This is a genomic window from Rhodococcus sp. WAY2 (genome assembly GCF_009859915.1).
Lineage (GTDB): Bacteria > Actinomycetota > Actinomycetes > Mycobacteriales > Mycobacteriaceae > Rhodococcus_F > Rhodococcus_F oxybenzonivorans.
Map to the genome: position 1 here is coordinate 3,143,048 of NZ_CP046572.1, position 22,246 is coordinate 3,165,293.

Annotated in this window: 17 protein-coding genes and 1 pseudogene; 5 read left to right on the forward strand and 13 right to left on the reverse strand. The window is 63.0% G+C overall.

Translation table 11 applies throughout. The features are described from left to right. Window positions 1-40 precede the first annotated feature (40 nt). From GFS60_RS14475 to GFS60_RS14495, 5 genes and pseudogenes are all read left to right on the forward strand, one after another. Window positions 41-994 (forward strand): helix-turn-helix transcriptional regulator, encoded by a 954-nt coding sequence (locus GFS60_RS14475; protein ID WP_268962601.1) that lies wholly within the window; start codon window positions 41-43, stop codon window positions 992-994. Window positions 995-1,133: 139 nt separating this feature from the next. Continuing rightward, window positions 1,134-1,969, forward strand: a pseudogene (locus GFS60_RS14480) (SDR family oxidoreductase). Window positions 1,970-2,441: 472 nt separating this feature from the next. Then, a complete protein-coding gene (fabG, locus tag GFS60_RS14485) occupies window positions 2,442-3,215 on the forward strand; it encodes a 3-oxoacyl-ACP reductase FabG (protein WP_159922205.1) in 774 nt (257 codons plus the stop codon). Then, window positions 3,212-3,667 (forward strand): MaoC family dehydratase, encoded by a 456-nt coding sequence (locus GFS60_RS14490; RefSeq protein WP_159922207.1) that lies wholly within the window; start codon window positions 3,212-3,214, stop codon window positions 3,665-3,667. Before fabG ends, GFS60_RS14490 begins: the two co-directional genes overlap by 4 nt. 510 nt (window positions 3,668-4,177) lie before the next feature. Then, window positions 4,178-5,518, forward strand: a complete 1,341-nt coding sequence (locus GFS60_RS14495) for a potassium channel family protein (RefSeq protein WP_159922209.1) — start codon at window positions 4,178-4,180, stop codon at window positions 5,516-5,518. Window positions 5,519-5,801: 283 nt separating this feature from the next. On the opposite strand, the gene GFS60_RS14500 is transcribed toward GFS60_RS14495, so the two are convergent. The 13 genes from GFS60_RS14500 to GFS60_RS14560 all read right to left on the reverse strand — a co-directional run bounded on the left by GFS60_RS14500 (window position 5,802) and on the right by GFS60_RS14560 (window position 22,241). Continuing rightward, window positions 5,802-6,476 (reverse strand): esterase/lipase family protein, encoded by a 675-nt coding sequence (locus GFS60_RS14500; protein ID WP_236603463.1) that lies wholly within the window; start codon window positions 6,474-6,476, stop codon window positions 5,802-5,804. A 945-nt stretch (window positions 6,477-7,421) separates the two neighbouring features. After that, window positions 7,422-8,495: a 2-oxo acid dehydrogenase subunit E2 gene (locus GFS60_RS14505; protein WP_159922211.1), complete on the reverse strand. Its 1,074-nt coding sequence runs from the start codon at window positions 8,493-8,495 to the stop codon at window positions 7,422-7,424. Between the two features lie 18 nt (window positions 8,496-8,513). After that, window positions 8,514-10,850 carry a transketolase-like TK C-terminal-containing protein gene (locus GFS60_RS14510; protein ID WP_159922213.1) on the reverse strand — a complete coding sequence of 779 codons (2,337 nt, stop codon included), beginning with the start codon at window positions 10,848-10,850 and terminating at the stop codon, window positions 8,514-8,516. Window positions 10,851-11,331: 481 nt separating this feature from the next. Continuing rightward, a complete protein-coding gene (locus GFS60_RS14515) occupies window positions 11,332-12,954 on the reverse strand; it encodes an AMP-binding protein (RefSeq protein WP_201453574.1) in 1,623 nt (540 codons plus the stop codon). A gap of 159 nt (window positions 12,955-13,113) precedes the next feature. Beyond that, a complete protein-coding gene (locus tag GFS60_RS14520; RefSeq protein WP_159922215.1) occupies window positions 13,114-14,238 on the reverse strand; it encodes a 3,4-dihydroxy-2-butanone-4-phosphate synthase in 1,125 nt (374 codons plus the stop codon). 2 nt (window positions 14,239-14,240) lie between these two features. Beyond that, a complete protein-coding gene (locus GFS60_RS14525) occupies window positions 14,241-14,759 on the reverse strand; it encodes a flavin reductase family protein (protein ID WP_159922217.1) in 519 nt (172 codons plus the stop codon). 81 nt (window positions 14,760-14,840) lie between these two features. Continuing rightward, complete coding sequence (locus GFS60_RS14530) at window positions 14,841-15,596, reverse strand: creatininase family protein (RefSeq protein WP_159922219.1); 756 nt, start codon at window positions 15,594-15,596, stop codon at window positions 14,841-14,843. Window positions 15,597-15,604: 8 nt separating this feature from the next. Beyond that, a complete protein-coding gene (locus GFS60_RS14535; protein WP_236603464.1) occupies window positions 15,605-17,512 on the reverse strand; it encodes an AMP-dependent synthetase/ligase in 1,908 nt (635 codons plus the stop codon). Between the two features lie 2 nt (window positions 17,513-17,514). Then, window positions 17,515-18,786 (reverse strand): ABC transporter substrate-binding protein, encoded by a 1,272-nt coding sequence (locus tag GFS60_RS14540; RefSeq protein WP_159922221.1) that lies wholly within the window; start codon window positions 18,784-18,786, stop codon window positions 17,515-17,517. 111 nt (window positions 18,787-18,897) lie between these two features. Then, window positions 18,898-19,617, reverse strand: coding sequence for an ABC transporter ATP-binding protein (locus GFS60_RS14545; protein WP_159922223.1), 720 nt, complete (start codon window positions 19,615-19,617; stop codon window positions 18,898-18,900). Beyond that, window positions 19,604-20,389: an ABC transporter ATP-binding protein gene (locus GFS60_RS14550; protein ID WP_159927182.1), complete on the reverse strand. Its 786-nt coding sequence runs from the start codon at window positions 20,387-20,389 to the stop codon at window positions 19,604-19,606. Before GFS60_RS14550 ends, GFS60_RS14545 begins: the two co-directional genes overlap by 14 nt. Further along, on the reverse strand, window positions 20,389-21,378 hold the full coding sequence (locus GFS60_RS14555; protein WP_159922225.1) for a branched-chain amino acid ABC transporter permease: 990 nt from the start codon (window positions 21,376-21,378) through the stop codon (window positions 20,389-20,391). Before GFS60_RS14555 ends, GFS60_RS14550 begins: the two co-directional genes overlap by 1 nt. After that, a complete protein-coding gene (locus tag GFS60_RS14560; RefSeq protein ID WP_159922227.1) occupies window positions 21,375-22,241 on the reverse strand; it encodes a branched-chain amino acid ABC transporter permease in 867 nt (288 codons plus the stop codon). The genes GFS60_RS14555 and GFS60_RS14560 overlap by 4 nt, the downstream gene beginning before the upstream one ends. Between the last annotated feature and the right edge of the window lie 5 nt (window positions 22,242-22,246).

Consider the following 22,246-nt stretch of genomic DNA (forward strand, 5'->3'; position numbering starts at 1 on the left):
CACGAGTCGCAGTTTCTGCATACCGGTGTGAGTAGGTGTTGTGGCCTTGTATTCCGTCGATACGTTGCGTAGCAACGAGCATGACCAGCGCGAGCGCGGTGATTGGTGGCGCGATCAAGTCTCTTCGATCCACTGTCCGATGGCCTTCTCCCTCGCAGACAACTACCAGGGAACCCTTCAGCATCAACATTCGGACACGTACCAGCTAATTCGCTGGTGGGGTGAAGCGGAGGTCCTCTCCCGCACGGCATCCGACATCCGTCGACATCCACACGGCGCCTACGAACTGCTCATACCGGTCCAGGGTGAAGTAATCCTCGAGCAGGATCGTCGTGAAGCCACGATCACACCGGCGGTCATGGCCCTCACGTCGCTGGACACCGCGACCGTTCTGCGCCACGGTGATGGCTTCTCCTCTGTCGCATTCGTGATTCCACGTGACCGGATCGAGGCGCGGGTGCCGACATTGCCTCACCCCGGCACCGTCCTCGATGCAACATCGGGACTGGGACGCATCGTTGTCGACGTGGTCAGTAGTTTGCGCAGGGAGCGGCACCAGCTCACCGGCGGTCAATTCGACGCGATCGCCGACCGAATCGTCGATCTCGTGGCACTCGCCTACAACGCAGACACGGCCGGCCCCTCCGTCGACGTTCAGGACGAGTTGGTCACCGCCATCCGGCGCTTTGTCCGAGAGAATGCGCACGACCCGAACCTCACAGGCGCCGTGGTCGCGACGCGCCTGGGCTGGTCGCTCCGTCACGTGCAGGCCCAATTGCAGCGGATCGGGACAACACCGTCGGACCTCATCAGACAGGAGCGTCTGGCGTTGGCCCGGTTGCGTCTTCAGGACCGTGGCTGGAGCCACCAGAGCGTTTCTCAGGTCGCATACTCCTCAGGATTCGGCGACCTCAGCACCTTCAGTAATGCGTACCGGCGGGCCTTCGGTGAGCGCCCGTCCGACACACGTTCTGCAGCATCCGAACACGACTGAATCAGCAGACCCGTGGGTCGGCTCGAGCGTGAGGATCGGGCCCGCCCGCCGGGTCAGCTCATGGGTTTGCTGCGCGCGGTGCAAGCGGAGTGCGTTGCCCCCCAATAGATAACGTCAATGCGTTCCTAGCGTAGATAGCATGAATAGTGCCACGACGTACGAAGTGCGACCGGAATTCGACTCCCTCTTCTCTGTCGCCGGGACGACCGCCGTCGTAACCGGTGGCTCACGAGGGATCGGCTCCATGATCGCCCGCGGCCTGGCACTGGGCGGTGCCCACGTTGTCATCACCAGCCGAAAGGAGGAACAGTGTCGCGCGACGGCCGAAACTATCAATGCCGAGGCAGACGCTGCGGGAACGGCAGGACGCTGCACCCCCGTCGCCGGTGACCTGTCATCTGTAGACGGGGTGGCCGGTCTGGTCGACTGGCTCGGCGAGCACCTGCGAGCATCGACATCCTGGTGAACAATGCCGGGGCTACCTGGGGTGCGCCGCTTGAAGAATTTCCCCTCGTCGGTTGGACGAAGGTACTCAACACCAACCTTGTCGCTCCGTTCTACCTCATCACGCTTCCGCTTCCGCTTCTGCGCAATGCGGCACGGCCCGACCGGCCCGCTCGGGTCATCAACATCGGCAGCGTGGATGCCTTGGCTACGCCGAGCTGGGAGAACTACTCATACAGCGCGAGTAAAGCGGGGCTGCACATGCTCACCCGCCATTTGGCCAAGCAATTGGCGTCCGACGGCATCACCGTCAACGCGATTGCCCCTGGCCCGATCCTGACGGACATGCTCGGACACATCGCGGCGGATCCAGAGGTCGAGTCCGGGCTCCTCGGGCGCGTCCCGCTCGGCCGCTACGGAGAAACCGACGATCTGATCGGCACGGTCCGGTTCCTGGCCTCCCGTGCCGGCTCTTACCTCACCGGCAGCATCATTCCGCTCGACGGCGGGATCTCCGGCTGCGCCGGCTGAATGAGAACCACCATCTGCTCCTTCTTCCACAGCAATCACCGATTCGAGGAACACCCCCTGCCTGAAGCTGTCATCGGCGCCTCCGCCGGTTTACCGATCGGGAGAGCGATCAAGGGCTCATTGAAGGACATTCTGCCCGATGGTTTCACCGTCCAGATGATTGGAATCACTCCACTTACGCGCATCGTCAGCACCGGGGTCACCGGCTTGTAGCCCCGAGATCATGAAGATGTCGCCTTCCCCGGCGCGAAAGGCTTTGCCGGACGTGTACATCCGAAGCTTGCACCGAGACCTTCTCAGCGCCAACGTCAACGATGGGGCCATCGCAGAAGACGAAAACCGGGACAACCCCCGCGGGGGTGAGACCCCGAAACTATGTGCGTAGGCAGAGGACGGGGCATGGCCCTGACCCTCGACTCGCTCTCCTGACCCGAAGTCACACCGATCTAATCCCCGGAAGGAACCCCATTTCGTGAACGCATCACCTCATCCCGAACGCCGCCGCACCGCCATCGTCACCGGCGCCGCCGGGGGAATCGGCGCCGCCGTCGCACAGCGGCTCGCAGCAGACGGCCACGCTGTCGCCGTCCTCGACCTGGAGGAGGCCGCCGCCCAGAACGTGGTCGACACGATCACCCAGGCCGGAGGCACCGCACTCGCCGTCGGCGCAGACGTCTCCAACGCAACCGCCGTCGAAAAAGCAGTGGATAAGATCACTACGGAGCTCGGAGCACCGGTCGTTCTGGTCAACAACGCCGGCATCACCCGCGACAATCTTCTGTTCAAAATGTCGGCCACCGACTGGGATAGCGTCATGAACGTCCACCTACGTGGCTCGTTCCTGATGACGAGAGAGGTCCAGGGACACATGACTCAGGGTGGTTTCGGACGAATTATCAACCTCTCGAGCGTGTCGGCGCTCGGAAACCGCGGTCAAGCAAACTACGCCGCAGCCAAGGCCGGGCTGCAAGGTTTCACCAAGACCCTCGCCCTCGAACTCGGCAGATTCGGCGTTACCGCCAACGCCGTTGCTCCCGGTTTCATCGAGACCGAGATGACAGCCGCAACAGCAGCGCGAATGGGAATGAAATTCGACGAATTCAAGAAGAGGGCGGCCGCTGACATCCCCGTCGCCCGAGTTGGGATCCCCGACGACATCGCACACGCGATCTCATTCCTTGCGAGCGAGGGAGCCGGATTCGTCTCCGGGCAGGTTCTCTACGTCGCTGGAGGCCCTCAGGTATGAAGACACTCAAAGGGATCGACGGACTGCACGCCGTGGCGAACACCCGGATCGGCCACTCGTCATGGCACACCCTCACCCAGGAGAAAATCGACGCATTCGCTGACGCAACGGGTGACCGCCAGTGGATCCACGTCGACCCCTCACGGGCTGCTGACGGACCGTTCGGCGCCACCATCGCCCACGGACATCTGCTGACCTCGATGATCCCGATGCTGGTATGGGAGGTCTACGCCGTCGACGGCATGCGAATGGGCATCAACTACGGGTCGAACAAGGTGCGATTCCCAGCGCCCGCACCCGTCGGCTCACGAATTCGGGCTGCGGTTGACATAGCAAACGTTGAAACCGTTCCCTCGGGCGTCAAAGTTGTCACGGTCGTCGCGATCGAACCCGAGAATGCCGACAAGCCGGTTTGTATAGCTGAGATCGTCAGCATTTACGTCCCGAATTAACGTCGCAAAATTGCAACCTGTGCATCCCAGTGTCCCGACTCTTGCCCACGCGCGACGCTAGACAGACCGCCTTGTTCTATCGTCCCTCGGCGCTGTATTCGTCCGATCCGGAAGGACGTGTCATCATCCCCGGTGAAAACCGCACTCAGTAGTCGGTGAGGGGACCAGGAACGGGCGCACTTCGATCCGCGGCAGTGACGTATTGGGAAGTGTCTGTGTAATGCACTACCGCTCGGTGCGAATCCCAGGGCCTTGAACGGGATCACCCCTGACCTGGTTCGAATTCTCGCCTACCGCCGTGAGGCCGGCGGTGGAACGGGGCGACAACAGAGGTGGTGACGTGCGGTGAACATCAGGTTTTGTGAGCGCGTAGTTCCGGACTTCGTGTGCTGCGGTCCTGTTGCGCTACAGCCGAGCTTGCTCCGGACTACTCGCCGGTAGAAATTCTCGTGTGGGATCCGTGGTTTTTCTCGGGTACGCTCTCGTGATCCCGAGCCGGAAGGACCACACGTGAACGACTCATATCTCGTCATCGGCGAAACCACCGTGGCCCGACGGGTCTGTGCCTCCCTCCGCGAGAGGGACTTTCACGTACGCCATCTCGTTGCCCCGGACGACGACGAACTTCGCGTGGCGATGGCGGACGAGCCTTGCGGTATGGCCGTACTGGTGCGCGACGATGTCGTCGCGCTGCGTTACGCGCTGGCCGCGGCGCACATCTCGGCGTCGGTCCCGTTGGTGGTGACTATCTTCGACCGCACGGTCGCGGACCAGCTGTCCCAGCTGCTTCCGCAGTGCGAGGTGACGTCCCCGGCCGACCTCGCCGCACCGACGCTCGCCGGACCCTGTCTGGAATCCGAACTCGTCGCTGCCCGGCATGCGGGCGAGCACATGCTGACGGTCCGCATGATCGACGGCCACCCAGAGGGCGCGCACGTCGACCTGCCCCGGCGGAGCTGGTGGCGCACCGCGACGACCGGCGCGACCGGACTGTTGCGGTCGCACGACATCGGCACACGCATTCTGCTCGGTGGGCTCGCCGGACTTCTCGCGGTCCTGTTCGCTGACTGGCTGTGGCTGATGCTCGGTCAGCACGTGGCACCGCTCGACGCGTTCAACGAGGCGGTGCGCGTGGTGACCACCGTCGGCCCGGGAACCGATACCCACGGCAGCCCCGCTTACGCTGTGTTCTCCTCGGTGGCGATGCTGTTCACCGTCGTCTTCACGGCCATGTTCACCGCCGGGATCATCGAGCGCCTGCTCGGCCCCCGGCTGGTTGGCCTGGTGGGCAGCCGCGTCCTGCCCCGCTCCGGCCACGTCATCGTCGTGGGCCTCGGCCAGGTCGGGCTCCGGCTCTGTCGGGAACTCCAGGCTCTCGGTGTCGCGGTGGTGGGCGTCGAACGCGACCCTCACGCCAGGAACCTGCGGCTCGTGCGGTCGATGAACATTCCGACCGTCGTCGGGCACGGCGGCGACCGTGAACTCCTCGAGCGACTGGGCGTGCGCCGCGCGCTGGCCCTGGCCGCCGTCGGCTCCGACGACCTGGACAACATCGCCGTATCCGTGGCCGCGCAGGCACTGTCACCCGGACTGCGGCTGGTCCTGCGAGCCGGTGAGCAGGAGGCGATCGCCGAGACACGGTCGTTGCTGCGGCTCGGCATCATCCGCGACGTCACCAGCCTGAGCGCCACCTACGTGGTGGCCAAGCTGATCGGCCTGCAACCGCAGGGGGTCGTGGCCAACGGCAGCCACCTCTACCTGGAGGTGCCGACGGCGGAATCGCCCGAACCCATATTCACCGAGCTGCCCGTGTCACCGCGGATGAGTTGCCGGCACCTTGTCACTGCCTAACGACTAGCGCGTCCGCTCGAAGCCGCCGGTTCGCTCGAATCCATGATCTGAAATCTTCTGGCAGGGCTTGCAAGTCGGGAACGCGTCGTCGCGGCTGCCGTCGGTCGGTCGAGCGGCCCGGTTCGTGGCGCGTGAGATGAATGCTCCGCTGGCGTACCAGCGTGCCGCCCATTACCGACAGCTCGATTGGGCCCACCTGATGGTGACCGGGAAGGTGGGCAGTGAGGAGTCCGGAATTGTGGACCGAAACCGCGGTACGCGATTCCGGTCCACACCAGCGGTGCTACCGGACGAAGTCGCGGACCTGACCGTAGATCGTAGAGTTCTCGAGTATTCCGTTGTGGGTGAGGCATCCTGTCTGAGTGTTGGTCGCACCGGCAAGGGACACGCTGGAGTCGGGGTTGATCACCGTGTCGCAGGGCGACCACCACGTTCCGTAGGCGGGCGCACCGGGCGTCTCGTCTCCGGAATTGAGACTCGTCAGATACGCCGAGCCGATCCGCATTTCGGTGCAGGAAGCGGTTAAGCAGCCGTTCGAGGTGTCGGTGCCGTGGTTGGGGCCCGCAAGGGAGATCCAGTCGTCGATCTTGGTGGCGCCGTTGAGGTTCTTGGCGTAATACCGGGTGGATAGTCCGCCCATCGAGTGTGTGACGACATCCACCTTGGCGGCGCCGGTGATGCGGAGAATGTCGTCGACCTTCGCCTCTACCTGTGCGGCGGTGGTGACATTGGATTGATTGGAGTTGTACGACCAGTTGTAGAGCTCGGCGTCGGTCCATCCGTCTGCCTTGAATGCCGCGATCATGGTGTTCCACTGCGAAGAGCTGCCCTGCCATCCATGCACGAAGAGGATGGGATCGTGCCCGGTCGCGTGAGCGGGCGCCAAGGGTGCGATCAGCAACGACACCGCGGCCAGGCCGACGGCGGCGAACAGACGCGAGAGTAGAACACGAGGCATGTAGGTCTCCACTTGTAAGAAACTGATAAGGACTGGTGATGTTAACCACCGGTAACTTAGCCGCTGGCGTAGGAGCGGGGAGCGTTTTGGCCACACTCGTTCATGGGGTCCCGGCAGGGTGAATGTAACCCTGCGACAACAGATACCACCTTTCATACCAAGGACGACTTCCTCGCTCGAGGGCGCGAACATCTTGGCGACGGCGGGTTCCATCTCGCATTGAGCGGTCGAGACATCGCGGCTTTGCGACCAGTCCGGCCAGCAGCTCAGCTAGCTCGGCGTCGCTTGGTCCCATCCCATCGGACCGTTATGTGCGATGTGAGAAGTAGATGGATCGGAGCGTGGTGGCGGTCTGGGGGTCGCAGTCCGGCTTTGAGAGGGCATCGGCAAGAACCTCGAGGTATCGCGCCGCTGTCATGCCGTATCGGACGAAAATCTCTTCCGTGGGCACCTTTCCGTAGGGTGCCCATGCCTGTGCAAAACGTATGAGATCAACGCTTTCTTCTGGTAACTGACGGTGTCGCGCTCGACGCAGTTCCTCGGACATTCGAGCGCGGCGCTGGCGGCGGTAGGCGCTCAGCTGGTCGGTGAGGGAATCTGAGGACATGGACGTGTGGTTTCCGGTGAGAGTGTTGCTCGGTGCTCGCTCCGCTCAACTGCAGATTGTCGGTCGTGAGGCGTCCAACTTGTGCTGGCAGAGTGCAATGATGTGTTGCCGGTCCGATGGATCCAGGCGTGGGCACGGGGGCGTCAGAAGGAGTGTGAGGAGTCTCCGGTAGTACATCGTTGGCTGCAGTCCGAACTCCGGCAAGATGTACTCGTCGAAGTCGGGGAAATTGTCGTTGATGGCAACTATCGGTGCCCACCGTAGGGCGAATGCGACGAGTCGGTGATCGTCACTGGTGCTGTGTCCGGGCATAGAACCTGGGACGTGTGCTGGCCCATTCACTGCAGGTCCGACGAGAGAAATCCGCCTTCGAGGCTGTGACGGACGGCGGCGAGGTAGCCGGCGGCGTCGGCGCCGTCGACGATGCGATGGTCGTATGACAGTGAGAGGTACGCCATCGACCGGACGCTGATCTGGAGTGCGCCGCCCTCGCCGCGCGTGGGGACGACGCGTTCGACGACGGTTCCAATGCCGAGGATGGCCGACTGCGGCTGGTTGATGATCGGGGTATCGAACAGGGCTCCGCGGCTGCCGGTGTTGGTGATGGTGAACGTGCCGCCGGAGAGGTCGTCGGGCCGGATCGTCCCGTCCCGCACGCTGTCCGCGACGACGGCGATTGCATTCGCGAGTTCAGGAATTCGCAATGCTCCTGCGTCGCGGATGACGGGAACCATCAGTCCCTTGTCGCTGTCGACGGCCATGCCCAGGTGCACCGCCCCGTGGTAGGTCACCTCGGTGCAGTCGACGTTCAGGGACGAATTGATCACCGGATGCTCGGCGAGCGCTTCGACGGCGGCGGTGACGAAGAACGGCAGAAAAGACAGCTTCACCCCGGTGCGGCGCAGAAACGCATCTTTCTCCCGAAGACGCAGACGTGCGATGCCGGTGACGTCTACTTCGACGATCGTGGTCAATTGCGCTGATGTCTGCAGGGATTCGAGCATGCGCTTTGCGATGGTTCGCCGAATGCGGGGCAGCTTCTCCACCCGGTCTACTGCGGAAGGTGGTGAAGCTGGACGGGGAGCCGGGTTCGAGAGGGATGTGGGTGCAGGGCCCTCTGGAGCGGCAGCGGGCGCCAGCGTGTCCTGGGGATCGCTGCACTGTGGGCCGAGGATGGCCATTGCCGCCCCGACCTCGACGACAGTGTCTTCCGGGGCGACAATTTCGAGGAGGGTGCCGGCGGCAGGGGAGGGGACCTCGGTGTCGACTTTGTCGGTGGCCACCTCGAGCAGCGGCTCTCCCGCCTCGACTCGGTCCCCTCGGGCCTTGAGCCAGCGGGTGATCGTGGCTTCGGTGACGTTCTCACCGAGCGACGGCAACACCACGGTGGTGCCTGTCTGTGTCGTGGTCATTCGTCATGTCTCTCTGGGTCAGTCGGTGAGGTCGAGGGCGGCGCGGACGATGTTGTCGGTGTCGATGCCGTGGTAGCGGTAGACGTCGTCGAGGGAGCCGACCTGCCCGAACTTGCTGACGCCGAGCGCCGCGCCGGGGACGTTGTTGATCCCGGTCAGGAATGCGAGGGTGTGCGGGTGGCCGTCGAGGACGGTTACCATCGGTGCCGCCCGGTCGGCGGGGAACACTTGGTCCAGGATCCACGACGGGCCGTCGGCGAGTCCGCGGCGCGCCTGCACCGCCTCGAACAACAGTCCCGGACTGGTGACGCACACGACGTCGGCGGTGATGCCCTGATCGGCTAATCGGTCTGCGGCGGTGAGGGTTTCGGTGATGACGGCGCCCATCCCGACCAGGGTGACGGCCGGACTGCCGGTGTGGCAGAGGGTGTAGGCGCCGGCGACGACCTGACGGCGACGGCGTTCCCGGGCCGCCGGATCGGAGGGGACGGCGGCGAGAGTCTGATCGACGGGGCGGGTCGAGAGTCGCAGATACGACGAGGAGCCGTCGGGGCGGCCCAGGCGAGAGATGCTGTCGAGCAGGGTCCACTCCACGTCGATCGCGAAGGCTGGTTCGTAACTCACGCAGCCGGGTTGTACGAGTCCGATCGAGGGGGTCTTGATCGACTGATGGGCGCCACCCTCCGCGGCGAGGGTCACCCCAGAAGGGGTGCCGACCAGGATCGACTGCCCGCCCGCGTAGATCCCGTACGACCACGGCTCGAGCGCCCGCTCGACGAACGGGTCGTACATCACCCCGATCGGGAACAGCGGCTGACCCCACCGACTCCATGTGGCGCCGAGCTCACCCATCAACCCGACCAGGTTGGTTTCCGCGATCCCCAGTTCCATGTGCTGTCCGGTCGGCTTTTCCCGCCAGTGCATGATCGTCTCGGCGTCGTCGTCGAACCAATTGCGGCGTTCGTTCGGTGACCACACCCCCACCTTGTTCAACCACCCGGCCAGGTTCGTGGTCGAGGAGACGTCGGGGCTGACCGTCACCACCCGCTTCGCCGCCTCCGGTGCCTCCCGGGACAGATCGAGCAGCGCCCGGCCCAATGCGGCCTGTGTCGTCGAGATCCCGGACGGGGTGCGGCCGATGTCGGCCGGCGCCGCAGGCGGGGTTGCCAGCTTGGTGGGGTCACGCTGAAGCCATTCGGCGGAGGCGGTGCAGACGCGGCCGGCGGTGCTGTCCGGGGCGAACCGCGCCCACGGATTGTTCGGGTCCATCCCCAGCTCCGCGGCCAATTCTTCGTACTGTTCCACCGTGAGGAGCGAGGAGTGGTTCTGCGGATGCCCCTGCGTCGGCAGACCGCGGCCCTTGATCGTGTAGGCGATGATCACCGTCGGGCGGGTGTCGTCGATCTGCCCGTACGCCGCGCGCAGGGCGTCCAGGTCGTGACCGCCGAGATTGCGAATGGCACGCAGGACGGTGTCGTCGTCAAGACCGGCGATCAGGGCGGCGATCTCCATCGCGTTCGGGCCGCCGCCGGGCAGCCGGTCCCGCACCTGCTCGGCCGTACAGCGCAGCAGCCGCTGGTACTCGGGATTGGGCATGTCCAGGATTCGGGTGCGCAGCGCCGACCCACCGGGTCGGCTGAACAGTGATTCGAGCAGGGTCCCGAATTTCACGGTGAGCACCTGCCAGCCGGCGGCAGCAAACATCGCTTCGAGCCGGCCGGCGGCGATGTTGGGCACCACCCGGTCCAGGGACTGCCGGTTCAGGTCGACGATCCACACGATCTCCCCGAGTTCGGCGACGGAGGTGTCGAGGATCGCCTCCCACACCGCACCCTCATCCAACTCCGCGTCGCCGACTAGCGAATACTGCCTGCCCGTCCCGGCGCCGCCGAGATGGGTGTCGACGAAGCGGCGGGCGATGGCACCCCATATCGGCGCCGTCGCCCCGATCCCGACCGACCCGGTCGAATAGTCCACTGGATCAGGATCTTTCGACCTGCTCGGGTACGACTGCAGCCCACCGAACTCCCGCAACGTCGTCAGATACTTCTCGTCCAGCTCGCCGAGCAGGTAGTTGATGCCGTGCAGCACCGGGGAGGCGTGCGGCTTGACCGACACCCGATCACCGGGACGGAGCTGCTCGAACCAGAGCGAGGTCATAATGGTCACGATCGACGCACACGACGCCTGGTGACCACCGACCTTCAGCCCCGTGGGGTTGGGGCGAACCCGGTTGGCGTGGTGGATCATCGCGGTCGACAGCCACAACACGCGTTGCTCGATCTCCACGAGCGCCTCGGGGGTCGGGGAGGGAGCGGTGTTGATGCCGGTGTCGACTGTGTTCGTGCCCTGCATGAGATTGCGTCCTTGCCTATGAATTCGTGGGACCGACTGAACTGCGGCCAGCTCAGGTCGTGAGCGGTCGGTCGGTGATGTCAGCAGGCGGCTCTGGTGAGAGTCCGACGCCGCCAGTGGCGGTCGGTGAATCCGCCTGCTGAGGAGGAAGTCCCGTGTGCAGAACTCGCCTATAGTTCAGCATCGGCAGGTACTTTGTGCAACACCCATCGCAAGACTTCAGCATTGTGCGCACCGGTGCGCCTACAACCTCGCTGGGGGGTAGCACAATGCCCAATCGCGGCCACCATTTTCGGCGATCTCCGCGCCGCGGCGACGTGATCGCTGTGCTCTCCGATAGACGCCGGAAGTGTTCTGGCGCAGGTATTCTGCGAATCAGTCACACTGCAAACGCGGGTCGGACCGAGAAATAGCCTTTCGGCACCGGCCATGCCCCGGTGTGGTGGCGGGCGCCACCGCCAGTGCAACAGCTCGACAGTTCTCAGCCGTTGATCATGTTGTGCCGTGAACTCCACTCCGCGTCACGCAGTTCGTTCTTGCGAATCTTTCCTGTTGACGTTCTGGGAAGGTCGTCGACGAACTCGACCGATCTGGGTGCCTTGTATGACGCGATTCGCGACTTCACGTGTGCGATGACCTCAGCCTCGTCGATGTGCGCTCCATTGCCAGTCATCACGAACGCTTTCGGCCGTTCGCCCCACTTGTCGTCAGGTACCCCCACGACGGCGGCTTCGAGTATCGCCGGATGCGACAGAATTGCCTGCTCTACCTCGATCGTCGAAATATTCTCTCCCCCGGAGATCACCACGTCCTTCGCCCGGTCGAGAAGTTGCACGTATCCGTCGGGATGCATGACGCCCAGGTCACCTGAGTGGAACCAGCCACCCTCGGTTGCCTTCCGCGTCCCGTCCTCGTCGTCGTAATAGCCTTTCATCACGGTATTGCCGCGCATGACGATCTCGCCCATCTCTGTGCCGTCTGCGGCCACGTCGGTCAACTCGCCCGCCGGTGAAAGTCCGGGACGCACAACCCGCAGCCGCTCGGCAGTGATCATGCCGACACCCTGGCGCGCCATGAGTTTCGCGTGGTCCTCGACATCCACCTCGTCCCACTCGGGCTTGGGTTCACAGACCGAGTAGGGTCCGTAGGTTTCAGTGAGGCCGTAGATGTGCACTATCGATGCGCCCAGAGCGCGGATCCCGGCGATGATGGTGGGGCTGGGCGGTGCACCTCCACTGCTGATGGTTAACGGTGTCGTGAGGGGATGGGCCTGCTCAGCGTTGGCCAGGAGGGTCAGAACTGTCGGTGCTCCGTTGAGGTGGGTAATCTGGTGCTCGTCGATCAGCGACCACATGCTGTCGGCGCGCACCGCCCGGTAGCAGACGTGTGTCCCGAGCGCCGCGGTGACCGCCCAGGTCGTGCACCATCCGTTGCAATGGAACATCGGCAGAGTCCACAGATATTTGGTGGTCTTATCGAAGCCTGCATGTAAGATTCCGCCGAGCGAGTTGAGGTAGGCGCCGCGATGGGAGTACATGACTCCTTTAGGGCGGCCCGTGGTGCCGGATGTGTAGTTGATTGCCAGCGTACGGTTTTCGTCGTCAATCTCCCAGCGTAGATCATCGCCCTGGCCGCGTGTCAGCAGTGAGTCATAGCTGTGAAGTTCGTTAGATCCGGTGAAAAGACCTTCCACCGTCGGTAGTTCGATCCACTCGTCGACGGTGGAGAAATCGAGTCCGGCGTGGAGCAGCGGCTTCAGTAGCTCGATCTCACCGAAGAGCAGGTGCACACCAGAATGCCCGCAGATGTATTCGATCTCGGCCGCTGACAAGCGTGTGTTGATCGCAACGAGTACTCCGCGCGCGAGCGGGACGGCGTAATGGGCGATGAGCAGCTCGGCGGAGTTGGTGGCCAGATATGCGACGCGTTCGCCATCCGTGATACCGGAAGCCCGGAGCGCTTTCGCGAGGGCCTGTACTGAGGCACCGAATTCACGGTAGGTCCATCGACGCTCGCCGTCGATGATTGCGATTTTGTCGGGCATGACCTCGACTGCACGTTCGAGGAAGCGAATGGGTGTCAAAGGAACGTCGAGACCGGTCACAGATCCTCCAGTTGAGGCAGCGCTTCATCCGAAGCGCTGGGCGGGTCGGTTGCGAGATGGAGGTACCGACTACGTCGGTACCTCGAGGGGGGAAGTGGGGTTTCAACGGCGTCAAGTTCGCGCCCACGGTTTCGGTCCCCCTGCCCCGGTTGGGGGCAGTCAGAGCGAGGCGGCGGTCTTGTACGCCGGATTGCGGACAGTCGGCGTCAGGTCGAGCGCGCGGGCCGATGTCGGGTGCTGATCACCCGGCCATCCGGACACGATGACCGTGGTGAATCCAAGGTGGGTGAGGATGGAACTGATGGATCCCTGTGCGAGTTCGTGTCCCTGGACCGTGTACTGGTTGGCGGGCCGCGGGTTCGACCGCAAGTAGACGATGATCCCGCCTTCTGCGGCGATTCGGATACGACGGGTTTCGAACTCCCGTCGGCACCCGCAGTCGGGTGCGAGTGGATCGCGGTGCGAACATTCGAAGACGATGTACACCGTCGGAGCTGCCGCAGGCGTTGTCGAAGCTGCCGCAGGCGTTGTCGAACCGAGGAAGGCCGTGTGGTGGGCGCCGGTCAATTCGTCGTAGAAGTCGACTACGCGCAGGCACCTGTCAGGAACGTCCACAATCCGTGTGGCCGTCTGGCGAACCCGCCCAACGTGGCCGTCGCCGTGGTGTAGGCGGTAGTGCACCACATCCTGGACCTGCACCACTGGAACGCCGTGTACCTGGGCGAAAGCCGCGAGTTCCGTGCCCTGCAGCAGGGTTCCATCGTCACCCAGCAACGTGGCCGTCAGCGCTACCGGCGAAAGTCCGGCGATTTCACACAGGTCGACCGCCGCTTCCGCACTGTTTCGGCGCTCGAGCACTCCACGTGAAGCCGTTCTCAACGGCAGGACGTGTCCCGGCCGCGTCAGATCCACTGGGCGGGTCTGCGGGCTGGCGAGCACCCGAGCGGTCCGCGACCGGTCTGTCGCGCTGATACCGGTTCCGACGCCGGCAACGGCGTCGACCCCTACACCGAAGGCCGGAGTTGTCGTGCTGGAGCCGTTGCCCCTCACCATCGCGGGCAGTTCCAGCTCGTCTGCCCGGGTCGAACGCATCGCCGCACACAACAGCCCGGAGGTGTATCGAACTGCCCAGGCGGTCCACCGTGGGCTGGCTAGGGCGGCGGGAATCAGCACATCGGCGACCTCCTGATCGTCCGCTCCGCTGACGATCAGTGCCGGCCTTCCGGTGGTCAACGCGTTTGTCGCGGATTCGATTCTCTTTTTCACGTCACAGACGTCGGTCATCACTATCCCTCGCCGATCACGAGTGTGCGGAAACGGCTGTCATGAAAAACAAGGGGTTGTGCTGTCTCATTTACCGCGGTGCTGTTGACCTCCAGAAGTACAACATCGTGGTCCCCTGCGGGGATCGACGTCGAGATCCTGCAATCGAGCCATGCTGCGGCGTCGGCTAGGAATACTGCATTGGATTCGCCTGCGAACCAGGAGATCCCGGCGAACCGGTCGACGTTCTTGGCCGCGATCTGGCGACTCGCCGCTTCGTGCGTCGATGCCAGGACCGAAATACCTAGATGGCCGTCCTTCGACAGCGTCGGCCACGTCGTCGAAGTGTGCTGCACGCAGATCGATACCAACGCCGGGTCCATGGACACAGGTGTGAACGAGGTAGCCACGATTCCCACCGGTCGTCCCTCCTGGAGCGCGCATACTGCCGCGACGCCAGTCGGATATTGCCCGTACAGTCGGCGAAGCTTGGTTGTATCCCGTTGCGAGTCACCCGTCTTTACTGGATCGAAAGTGATCATGGCGTACCGCCTTGGCTGAGAAGTGAATTGGATTTATCGGCGTCGGAGGATCGCATTGGAGTCGCGCGCATGTCGTGCATGTCACGCACCCCTGGCGCGCGCATGCTGGACAACGAGGGAGGTGACGGCGTCGAGGCATACCGTCCCGATGGATGCAGAGGCGCCTGTAGGGTCCCCCAGGATTCCGTTGGGGGATATCGAATGAATGCCCTCCCGAAAGGCACGATCGAGGAGTCCCTTGTCAACCATGCCCGAGTATCCACGGGCAAAGCGTTCGACGCGAACCCTGTCGGGGTGAAGTGCGAGCATCACGGAGGTTTCTGCGACGTCAGCATGCCCACCGACGTTGCCGCCCAGGGAGGCCACGTCCTCGGCGGCCCGGCGCCAGGCGTCCAGAATCGCTTCACTGTCGGTGAAGACGATGACCGACAGTGGTGCCAGTTTGTCCGCCAGACGCAACTCGAAGTCGCGCATGACCGGGTAGTTGCCGATGTGGCCCGAGAACACGACAATCCGCTCGAAACCGGACGCAGCCAGGTGCGCGCTGTAATCTTCGCAGATCGCCTCGAGAGTCGATGCGCGGAGGGACAGTGTGCCGGGGAATCCGAGGTGATGCGGCGAGTACCCGACACGAACGGTCGGCAGGACGAGCGCACTTCCGAGGTCGTGCGCGACCCGCACTGCAAGAGCGTCGGCGTGGTCAGCGTCCATCGACAGCGGTAGATGCCGGCCGTGCTGTTCGACTGCACCGAGGGGCAGGATCGCGGTGCGCGCCCCACTTGCGATTGCGTCACCGATTTCGGCACTCGTCATGTATTCGATCCGAAGTTCGTTCATTGTGGCACCTACTTGCGATCCGGCCTGGCAAATCGGGCCTGGCGGGCAATCTCGTCCTGCTCGCCTGCGTCGTACATCTCGTCGACGAGATCGGTGAAGGAGGCGAGGATGTTAGAGCGTCGGATAGTGGCTTTGGCCGTCAGCTCTCCCGCTGCCGCTGACAGCGCCCGCGGCAGAACCCGGAACTTCTTCAATTGCAACGGGCGGGCGAGCTCGGAGTTGACCTCGTCGATCCATCGGGTCAGAGCAGCATCGCGGTCATCCCGAGTCATTGCCTGCGCCTCGTCGCTGACGCTGAGCAGTACGGTGAGGTACTTGCGGCCTTCGCCCACAACGATCGCCTCGTCGATGAGCGGACTCGCCTTGAGCCGTACCTCTATCGGCTGCGGGCTGACGCTCTTGCCGCCACTGGTCTTGAGGACATCCTTCATTCGCCCGATGATCTTCACCTCGCCATCGGAGCTCTGCTCGACAAGGTCGCCTGTGCGGTACCACCCCTCCTCCAGCGCCGAGGCCGTCGCCTCCGGATTGTTCCAGTAGCCATCGAAGAGACATGGGCTGCGCACCTGCAACTCGCCTTCGTGGGACACACGGACAACCCACCGGGGATCGGGCATGGCCTTTCCAATGGTTCCCGGCGCTGGAAAGGCGCGATCCCACTGGGCGATCACGGAGCCACACGTTTCCGTTGTACCGAAAAGCTCGCGAAGATCGAGACCCCACATATGCCAGAGCGCGGTCACGTCGGGGGCCATGCTTCCGGAGGCTGTCCAGCTCACCTCGATGCGATCCATGCCGACTTTCGCCCGCAGTAGCAGGAACACGTATTTCAGGCACACGCCGTAGAGGACTTCGAGGTACTTTGGCACCTGTTGCCCACGCCAGCGTAAATCGCTGACCCTGCGCGCGACCTTCATCGCAATCGCGTATCCGAAGCGGAAAGCTTTGCCGGACTCGGCAAGCGCCTGCAGTATTTCGCTGGCGAGCTTCTCGTGCATCCTCGGCGGCCAAAGGACAGCAGTTGGCCGCACCCCGCAGAGCGCTTCGACCCGTTGATCCATGGTGCAGTAGGTGACGACGAGCCTGGTCATTATCGGCGCGAAGACTCCGATCAGAGCCGGCGCAACATGTGAAAGTCCGAGGAATCCCACGAGGTCGTGCCGGGACCTGCCGATCTCGGGGTAGGACATTGCGAAACCAAGTACCGAGTACTGGAGTGTGCGGTGCGTGTGTCTCACGCCCTTCGGCGCTCCAGTGGATCCTGAGGTGTAAAACAGGGCGGCCAGCTGGTCGATGTCGCCCGCTTCGACAAGAAGCGAGAACAGTTCCGGCTCAGCCACAGCCCGAGCGCTCCCGATGGCGCATAAGGACTCCCAATGTACTGCTTTGACCGTTTCCGGCAGGTCTGCCGGCTCGGCGTCGAAACTGACAGTTGCACGTAAGTGCGGCAACTTGGGGGCGAGCGCAGCAACTTTCGCGATATCGGACGTGCCCTCGGCGAAGATCGCGGTCGCGCCGCTGCTCTCGAGCGCGTGCTCTACCTCAGGGGTCGAGCTTGTGGGGTATACCCCGACCGGAACGCCACCCACACTCAGGATCCCGAGTGCCGCCACAACCCACTCTCGGCGGGTAGAAGACATGATGGCCACCCGGTCGCCCCGCGCCACCCCGAGATCATGGAGGCCCAGTGCGGTCGCCCGCACTTCCTCTAGATACTCGCTCCAGCTGGTCGGGCGTGCAGCGCCCTCAACCCAGCTGCAGAATGCGACCGTGTCCGGTTCGCGCTCGGCGCGGTCGCACAACATCTGGGCGAAGGTGCGATCCACGGCCTCGAATCCCGAGACGCTGCGCAGTACCGGTATTCCATCCCTGCCGCCCTCACGCGAACTCATTGAAACAGTGTTCTCCATCTCCATGGTCACTGCAATTCCTCAGCTAAGTCGTTGATCTCGGTGCCCGTGTAGCGCTTGACTACCTGCCACTTCCCGTCGACTACCTGATAGATCCCGTAGTCGGGCACCGCAGTGTTCGTCGAGTTGTAATTGACGGGACCGCTGGCACCGTGATAGTCGATCGTTTCATCTTTGGCCAGGAGATCCAGGCCTTCGTCCAGGGAGAACACCGGCGTGCCGCCGGAATCAGTCACGTTGTGAAGGTTCTCGGCAATCGCCGTGCCGGTGGTCTCGCCGCCGGCCGCCATCGCCAAGAGTCCCGAAACGATCGCATCGTATGCCATGGCCGCCGTGGGCTGCTGAGCGATGGCCGCACCTTGCTCGACGCCATACTCCTCGACCAGAACATCGCGCATCCCCGCGACGGACGGCGAGTCTGCCGCGACCGCGGACTGACCGTACGCGCCTTCGAGGTATTGGGCCCCGACCTCGTCGAGTAGCACGGGGAAGGTCAACTCTGCGATAAATGCCCATTTGCCAGGTAACCCCGACCGCGCCCACTCGCGCACGATCGGCACAGCGGGCTCCACGGAGCCGGCGAGGAACACCATATCGGGCTGAGGCTCAAAGGCGCTGCGCACCTCCGGCAGATAGGAACTCTGTCCGCCGTTGAAAGCGACCTTCGCCACCACTTTGCCACCGAGCTTCGTGTAATAATCCTCCAACCAGCTCGACGTGCTTCGCGCTGAGTCGGAGTTTTCGTAGAGTATGGACAGGGTCTTGATGCCGTTGTCCCAGAGGTTTTTAGCGACCGCCAGGCCATCGAAAGTGTCCGGACCAATAGTGCGGAAGGTGTAGGGATTGGCCTGGTCGTCGTACTCGACGATGCCGGAGTACGGAGACGCGATCGCAACCTCGCTGCGTTCTGCCTGGCTGAGCGTCGCCATGAACGTCGATGACGTCGGACCCACGATGAATTGCGCGTCGTCTTTATTGATGAGCTTGGTGACGGCGCGGACTCCATCCTCGGCGTTGAACTTCTCGTCCTCGCTCACAACCTCGAGGGTCGTCCCATTGATGCCGCCACGCTTGTTGACATGGTTCACTACTGCTCGGGTGATCGAATCGACAGGTCCGCCGAAGACCGCCGCTTCGCCTGATAGCGGCGCGGCCACACCGATCACCGTGGTTCCGCCCGACGCCCCTCCACCGTCTCCGCAACCCGTGAGCACTGCCCCCGTCGCCATGACCACGCATGCGACCGATACCTTGCCTGCTGTTGTTCTGAGTACTTTCATCGCTCAAAATCTCCTGTGAACTGCTGCTTTGGGGGGTCGGACTTTCTCTGATAGAAGCGAGGAGAGTGAAGCCTGCTTCTCTTTCGCGACTGCGGTAGGCATGCGTGCTGCTCACGCCTGTGGGATTCGAGCGCCCAGGAACATCTCGGCGAAGCCCGGATCCGCTAGCAGTTGCGGCCCGCTTGCCTCGTGATGAATTTGGCCCGATTCCATGAGAAATACGCGTTCGCACAGCGGCAGGATCTGGCTGGGATGCTCCTCGATAATCCATAAGACGCCGGTCCCGCTGCGCTTGATGACGCAGATCTGCTCGATGAGCGAATCGACAATCTGGGGCGCTAGACCGGTGGTGGGTTCGTCGAGGATCAACAGCCGTGGTCGCATGAGCAGCGAAGAGGCGATTGCGAGCTGCTGGCGTTGTCCGCCGGACAGCGTTCCGGATCGCTGCTTTCGGCGCTCTGCGAGGATCGGAAACAGTTCGAAGACCTCGTCCACGCGATCATGAGGCAATCGCATCGCGCGGGTGACAACTTCCAGATTGTCCTCGACGGATAGTGCACCGAAAACGTTGCGCAGCTGAGGTGTATATCCGAGGCCACGGCGTGCGCGTTCACGGGCGGACATCCCATCGAGGGGCTCGCCACCAAGTCTGACGCTCCCGCCGCGTGCATCGACTACCCCGGCGATGGTCTGCACGAGGGTTGTCTTGCCGGCTCCATTAGGGCCAATGATGGCTGTAATCGATCCTTCCTCTGCGGCAAGAGAAACGCCCCGGATGATGTTGTTTCGACCGTAGCCGCTGGTGAGGTTTTCGACATTAAGCAGTGGCACGGCATACTCCCAGATAGGTTTCGATAACTAGGGGGTCGCGGATGACGTCCGCCGGTGGGCCGCTTGCAATGACATGGCCGTCGTGCATGACGTACAGCGCATCGGAGATTGCGTTCATGAAGGACATGTTGTGCTCGATGACGAGCACCGTGACACCCTCTACATCGCGCAGCTGACGCACTGTCGCAGATAAGCGGTCCTGATCGTCGGGGTTCAGGCCCGAGGACGGCTCGTCGAGCATCAACAGCGACGGCGGTTCCATGAGCAACCGGGCGATCTGCAGTAGGCGGCCTTGGCCGATCGACAGATCTCCCGCCCGGACGTTCGCCAATTCGACCAAACCCAGGCGATCAAGCAGAATCCATGCACGGTCGACCAGGCTGCGCTCACTCGCCGAGATCGCGCGCGGAGACGTGAAGAGGCGCGAGAGGCGCTCGCCTGGCACAGTGCGCACAGAGGTGAGCAAATTCTGCACGACCGACATGTCAGTGAAGTCAGCAGTGTTCTGGAACGTGCGCTTCAGGCCCATCCGCGCAAGTTGGTGCGTCGGAGCCCCTGTCACGACACGCCCGTCGAACACGACCGTCCCTGCATCAGGCTTCAGGAAACCGGAGACTGCATTGAACAGGGTGGTTTTGCCGGAGCCGTTTGGCCCAATGAGTCCTGTAACCTTGCCCCGGCTAACGGTCATATCGACACCGTCGAGCGCCCGGAGCTGACCGAAGCTCTTCACAACGCCCTTCACTTCGAGCAAGGGATTCGGTGCAGTCATCAGCGACCACCTGCCACAGAAGTCGCCAACACAGCAGGTGTTACGGAGGGGGAGCGTGGTGGCGGGTAGACGGACAGTCGCGGCCGGAAGAGGCCACCCGGCCAGAACAGGAGTATCACAATGAGGACCAAACCTTGCAGTGCGTCCTGAAGGCTGGCCAGCAGCTCCGGTGTAATAAAGTCCACTTGAATGTATGTGAGGCCCTCCCGCAGGCCCAACAGAACAACCGCACCAAGAACCGCGCCGACATTGCTGCCTGTCCCGCCGATAATCAGAGCAATGAAGACCGTGAAGGTGATATTCACGTTGAAGAAAGTCGGAGTAAGGATCGACAGATACCACACATACATCACCCCGGCCAGACCCATGAAGAACGCCGCAAAGACGAAAGCTTTGAGCTTGACCGCGTAGACGTTCACACCGAGCGAACGGGCCACCGCTTCGTTCTGGTTGATCGCGAGCAGACTTCGGCCGAACGCCGACCGAGTCACCCGCCGGAAGAGCAAGAAGCTGATTCCTAAAACAACCACAACGATCGCAGCGACGAACAACACCTGCGCTCGACCCGGGACGATATCGAGGCTGGGCACCGGCGCGTTCAGCAGCCCGCGCGCCCCATTGGCGATCGCCGGCTGGTTGATGAACAACTGGCGGATCACCTCGGCAAGCGCAAGCGAGACAACGGCGAGGTACTCCCCACCGACCTTCAGCAGGCCGCTTCCGACAACGAACGCGAGCAGAGCTGATACGAGACCACCAATGATTGCGCCCGCCCACCACGGCAAACCGAGCCCGAGAAGGTATGTGTACGATCCGGACGGTGCCGGCAGGACGGTGAGTGCGTAGGCATAGGCGCCGACACCGAAGAATGCCGCCACACCGAAATTCACCATCCCGCCAACGCCGAACTGAAGGTTCAGTGCCAGGGCTGCGACGGCGTAGATCCCCATTAGAGTGATCAGTCCGCCAAGAATCAGCAGAGTGCTCATGCGACACGCTCCTTCGGCCCGCTGAAAAGGCCCTCAGGCCGGATGAACACGATCAAGGCGATCACCGCGAACACAACCATCTGGGTGTATTCGGACGGAATGACAAGGGTCGCGAGACTTGACGTAAGACCGACGAGGACTGCCGCGAGCATCACGCCGTAGATACTGCCGAGACCGCCGATGATTGCGGCGGCGGAGATGATCAACACCTGATCCCAGCCGAGCTCAGGGTAAATGCGTGCGGTCAAGGCGATGAGCGTTCCCGCCAGCGCAGTCAGCGCACTCGCTACCGCCCAGGTGATGTATTGCAGATAAGTGGTGTTGACACCGCGAATCTGAGCCAGTGCCTGATTGTTGGCCATCGCGCGCAACGCCCGTCCGCTGTAGGACTTCGACAGCCAAAAGTGCAGTGCTATAACCACCAGAGCGGCAATGACAATTACAGCGACCTGATCGATGCCGGCCACCGCAATCCCACCGATACGGAAGGTCTCTTGAAGAGGGACGTCGAGTGTCTTTACGCCGTACCCCGTGAAGACCTCGATCATTGCGTGAATGAAGAACGCGAGACCGACAGATGCGATCATGGGAATATAGTGCGGACGCCCGCGCATCGGCCAGAAGATCAGCCGAGCTGATCCGACGCCCGCCACCGTCGTGACCGCGATCGCCGCGAGACACGAGACTATCCAGTGCAACCCGAGCAGCACGTTGAACCCGTACGCGCTGAACCCACTGAGCACGATCAGCTGGGGCAGAGCGATATTCAGGAAGCCCTCCACCCGGCGCACCAATTCGAAGCCCACGGTTGCGAGCAGCAGAACCGCACCGCTGACCAGGCCTGCAACAAGGACGGCTAACATGACTC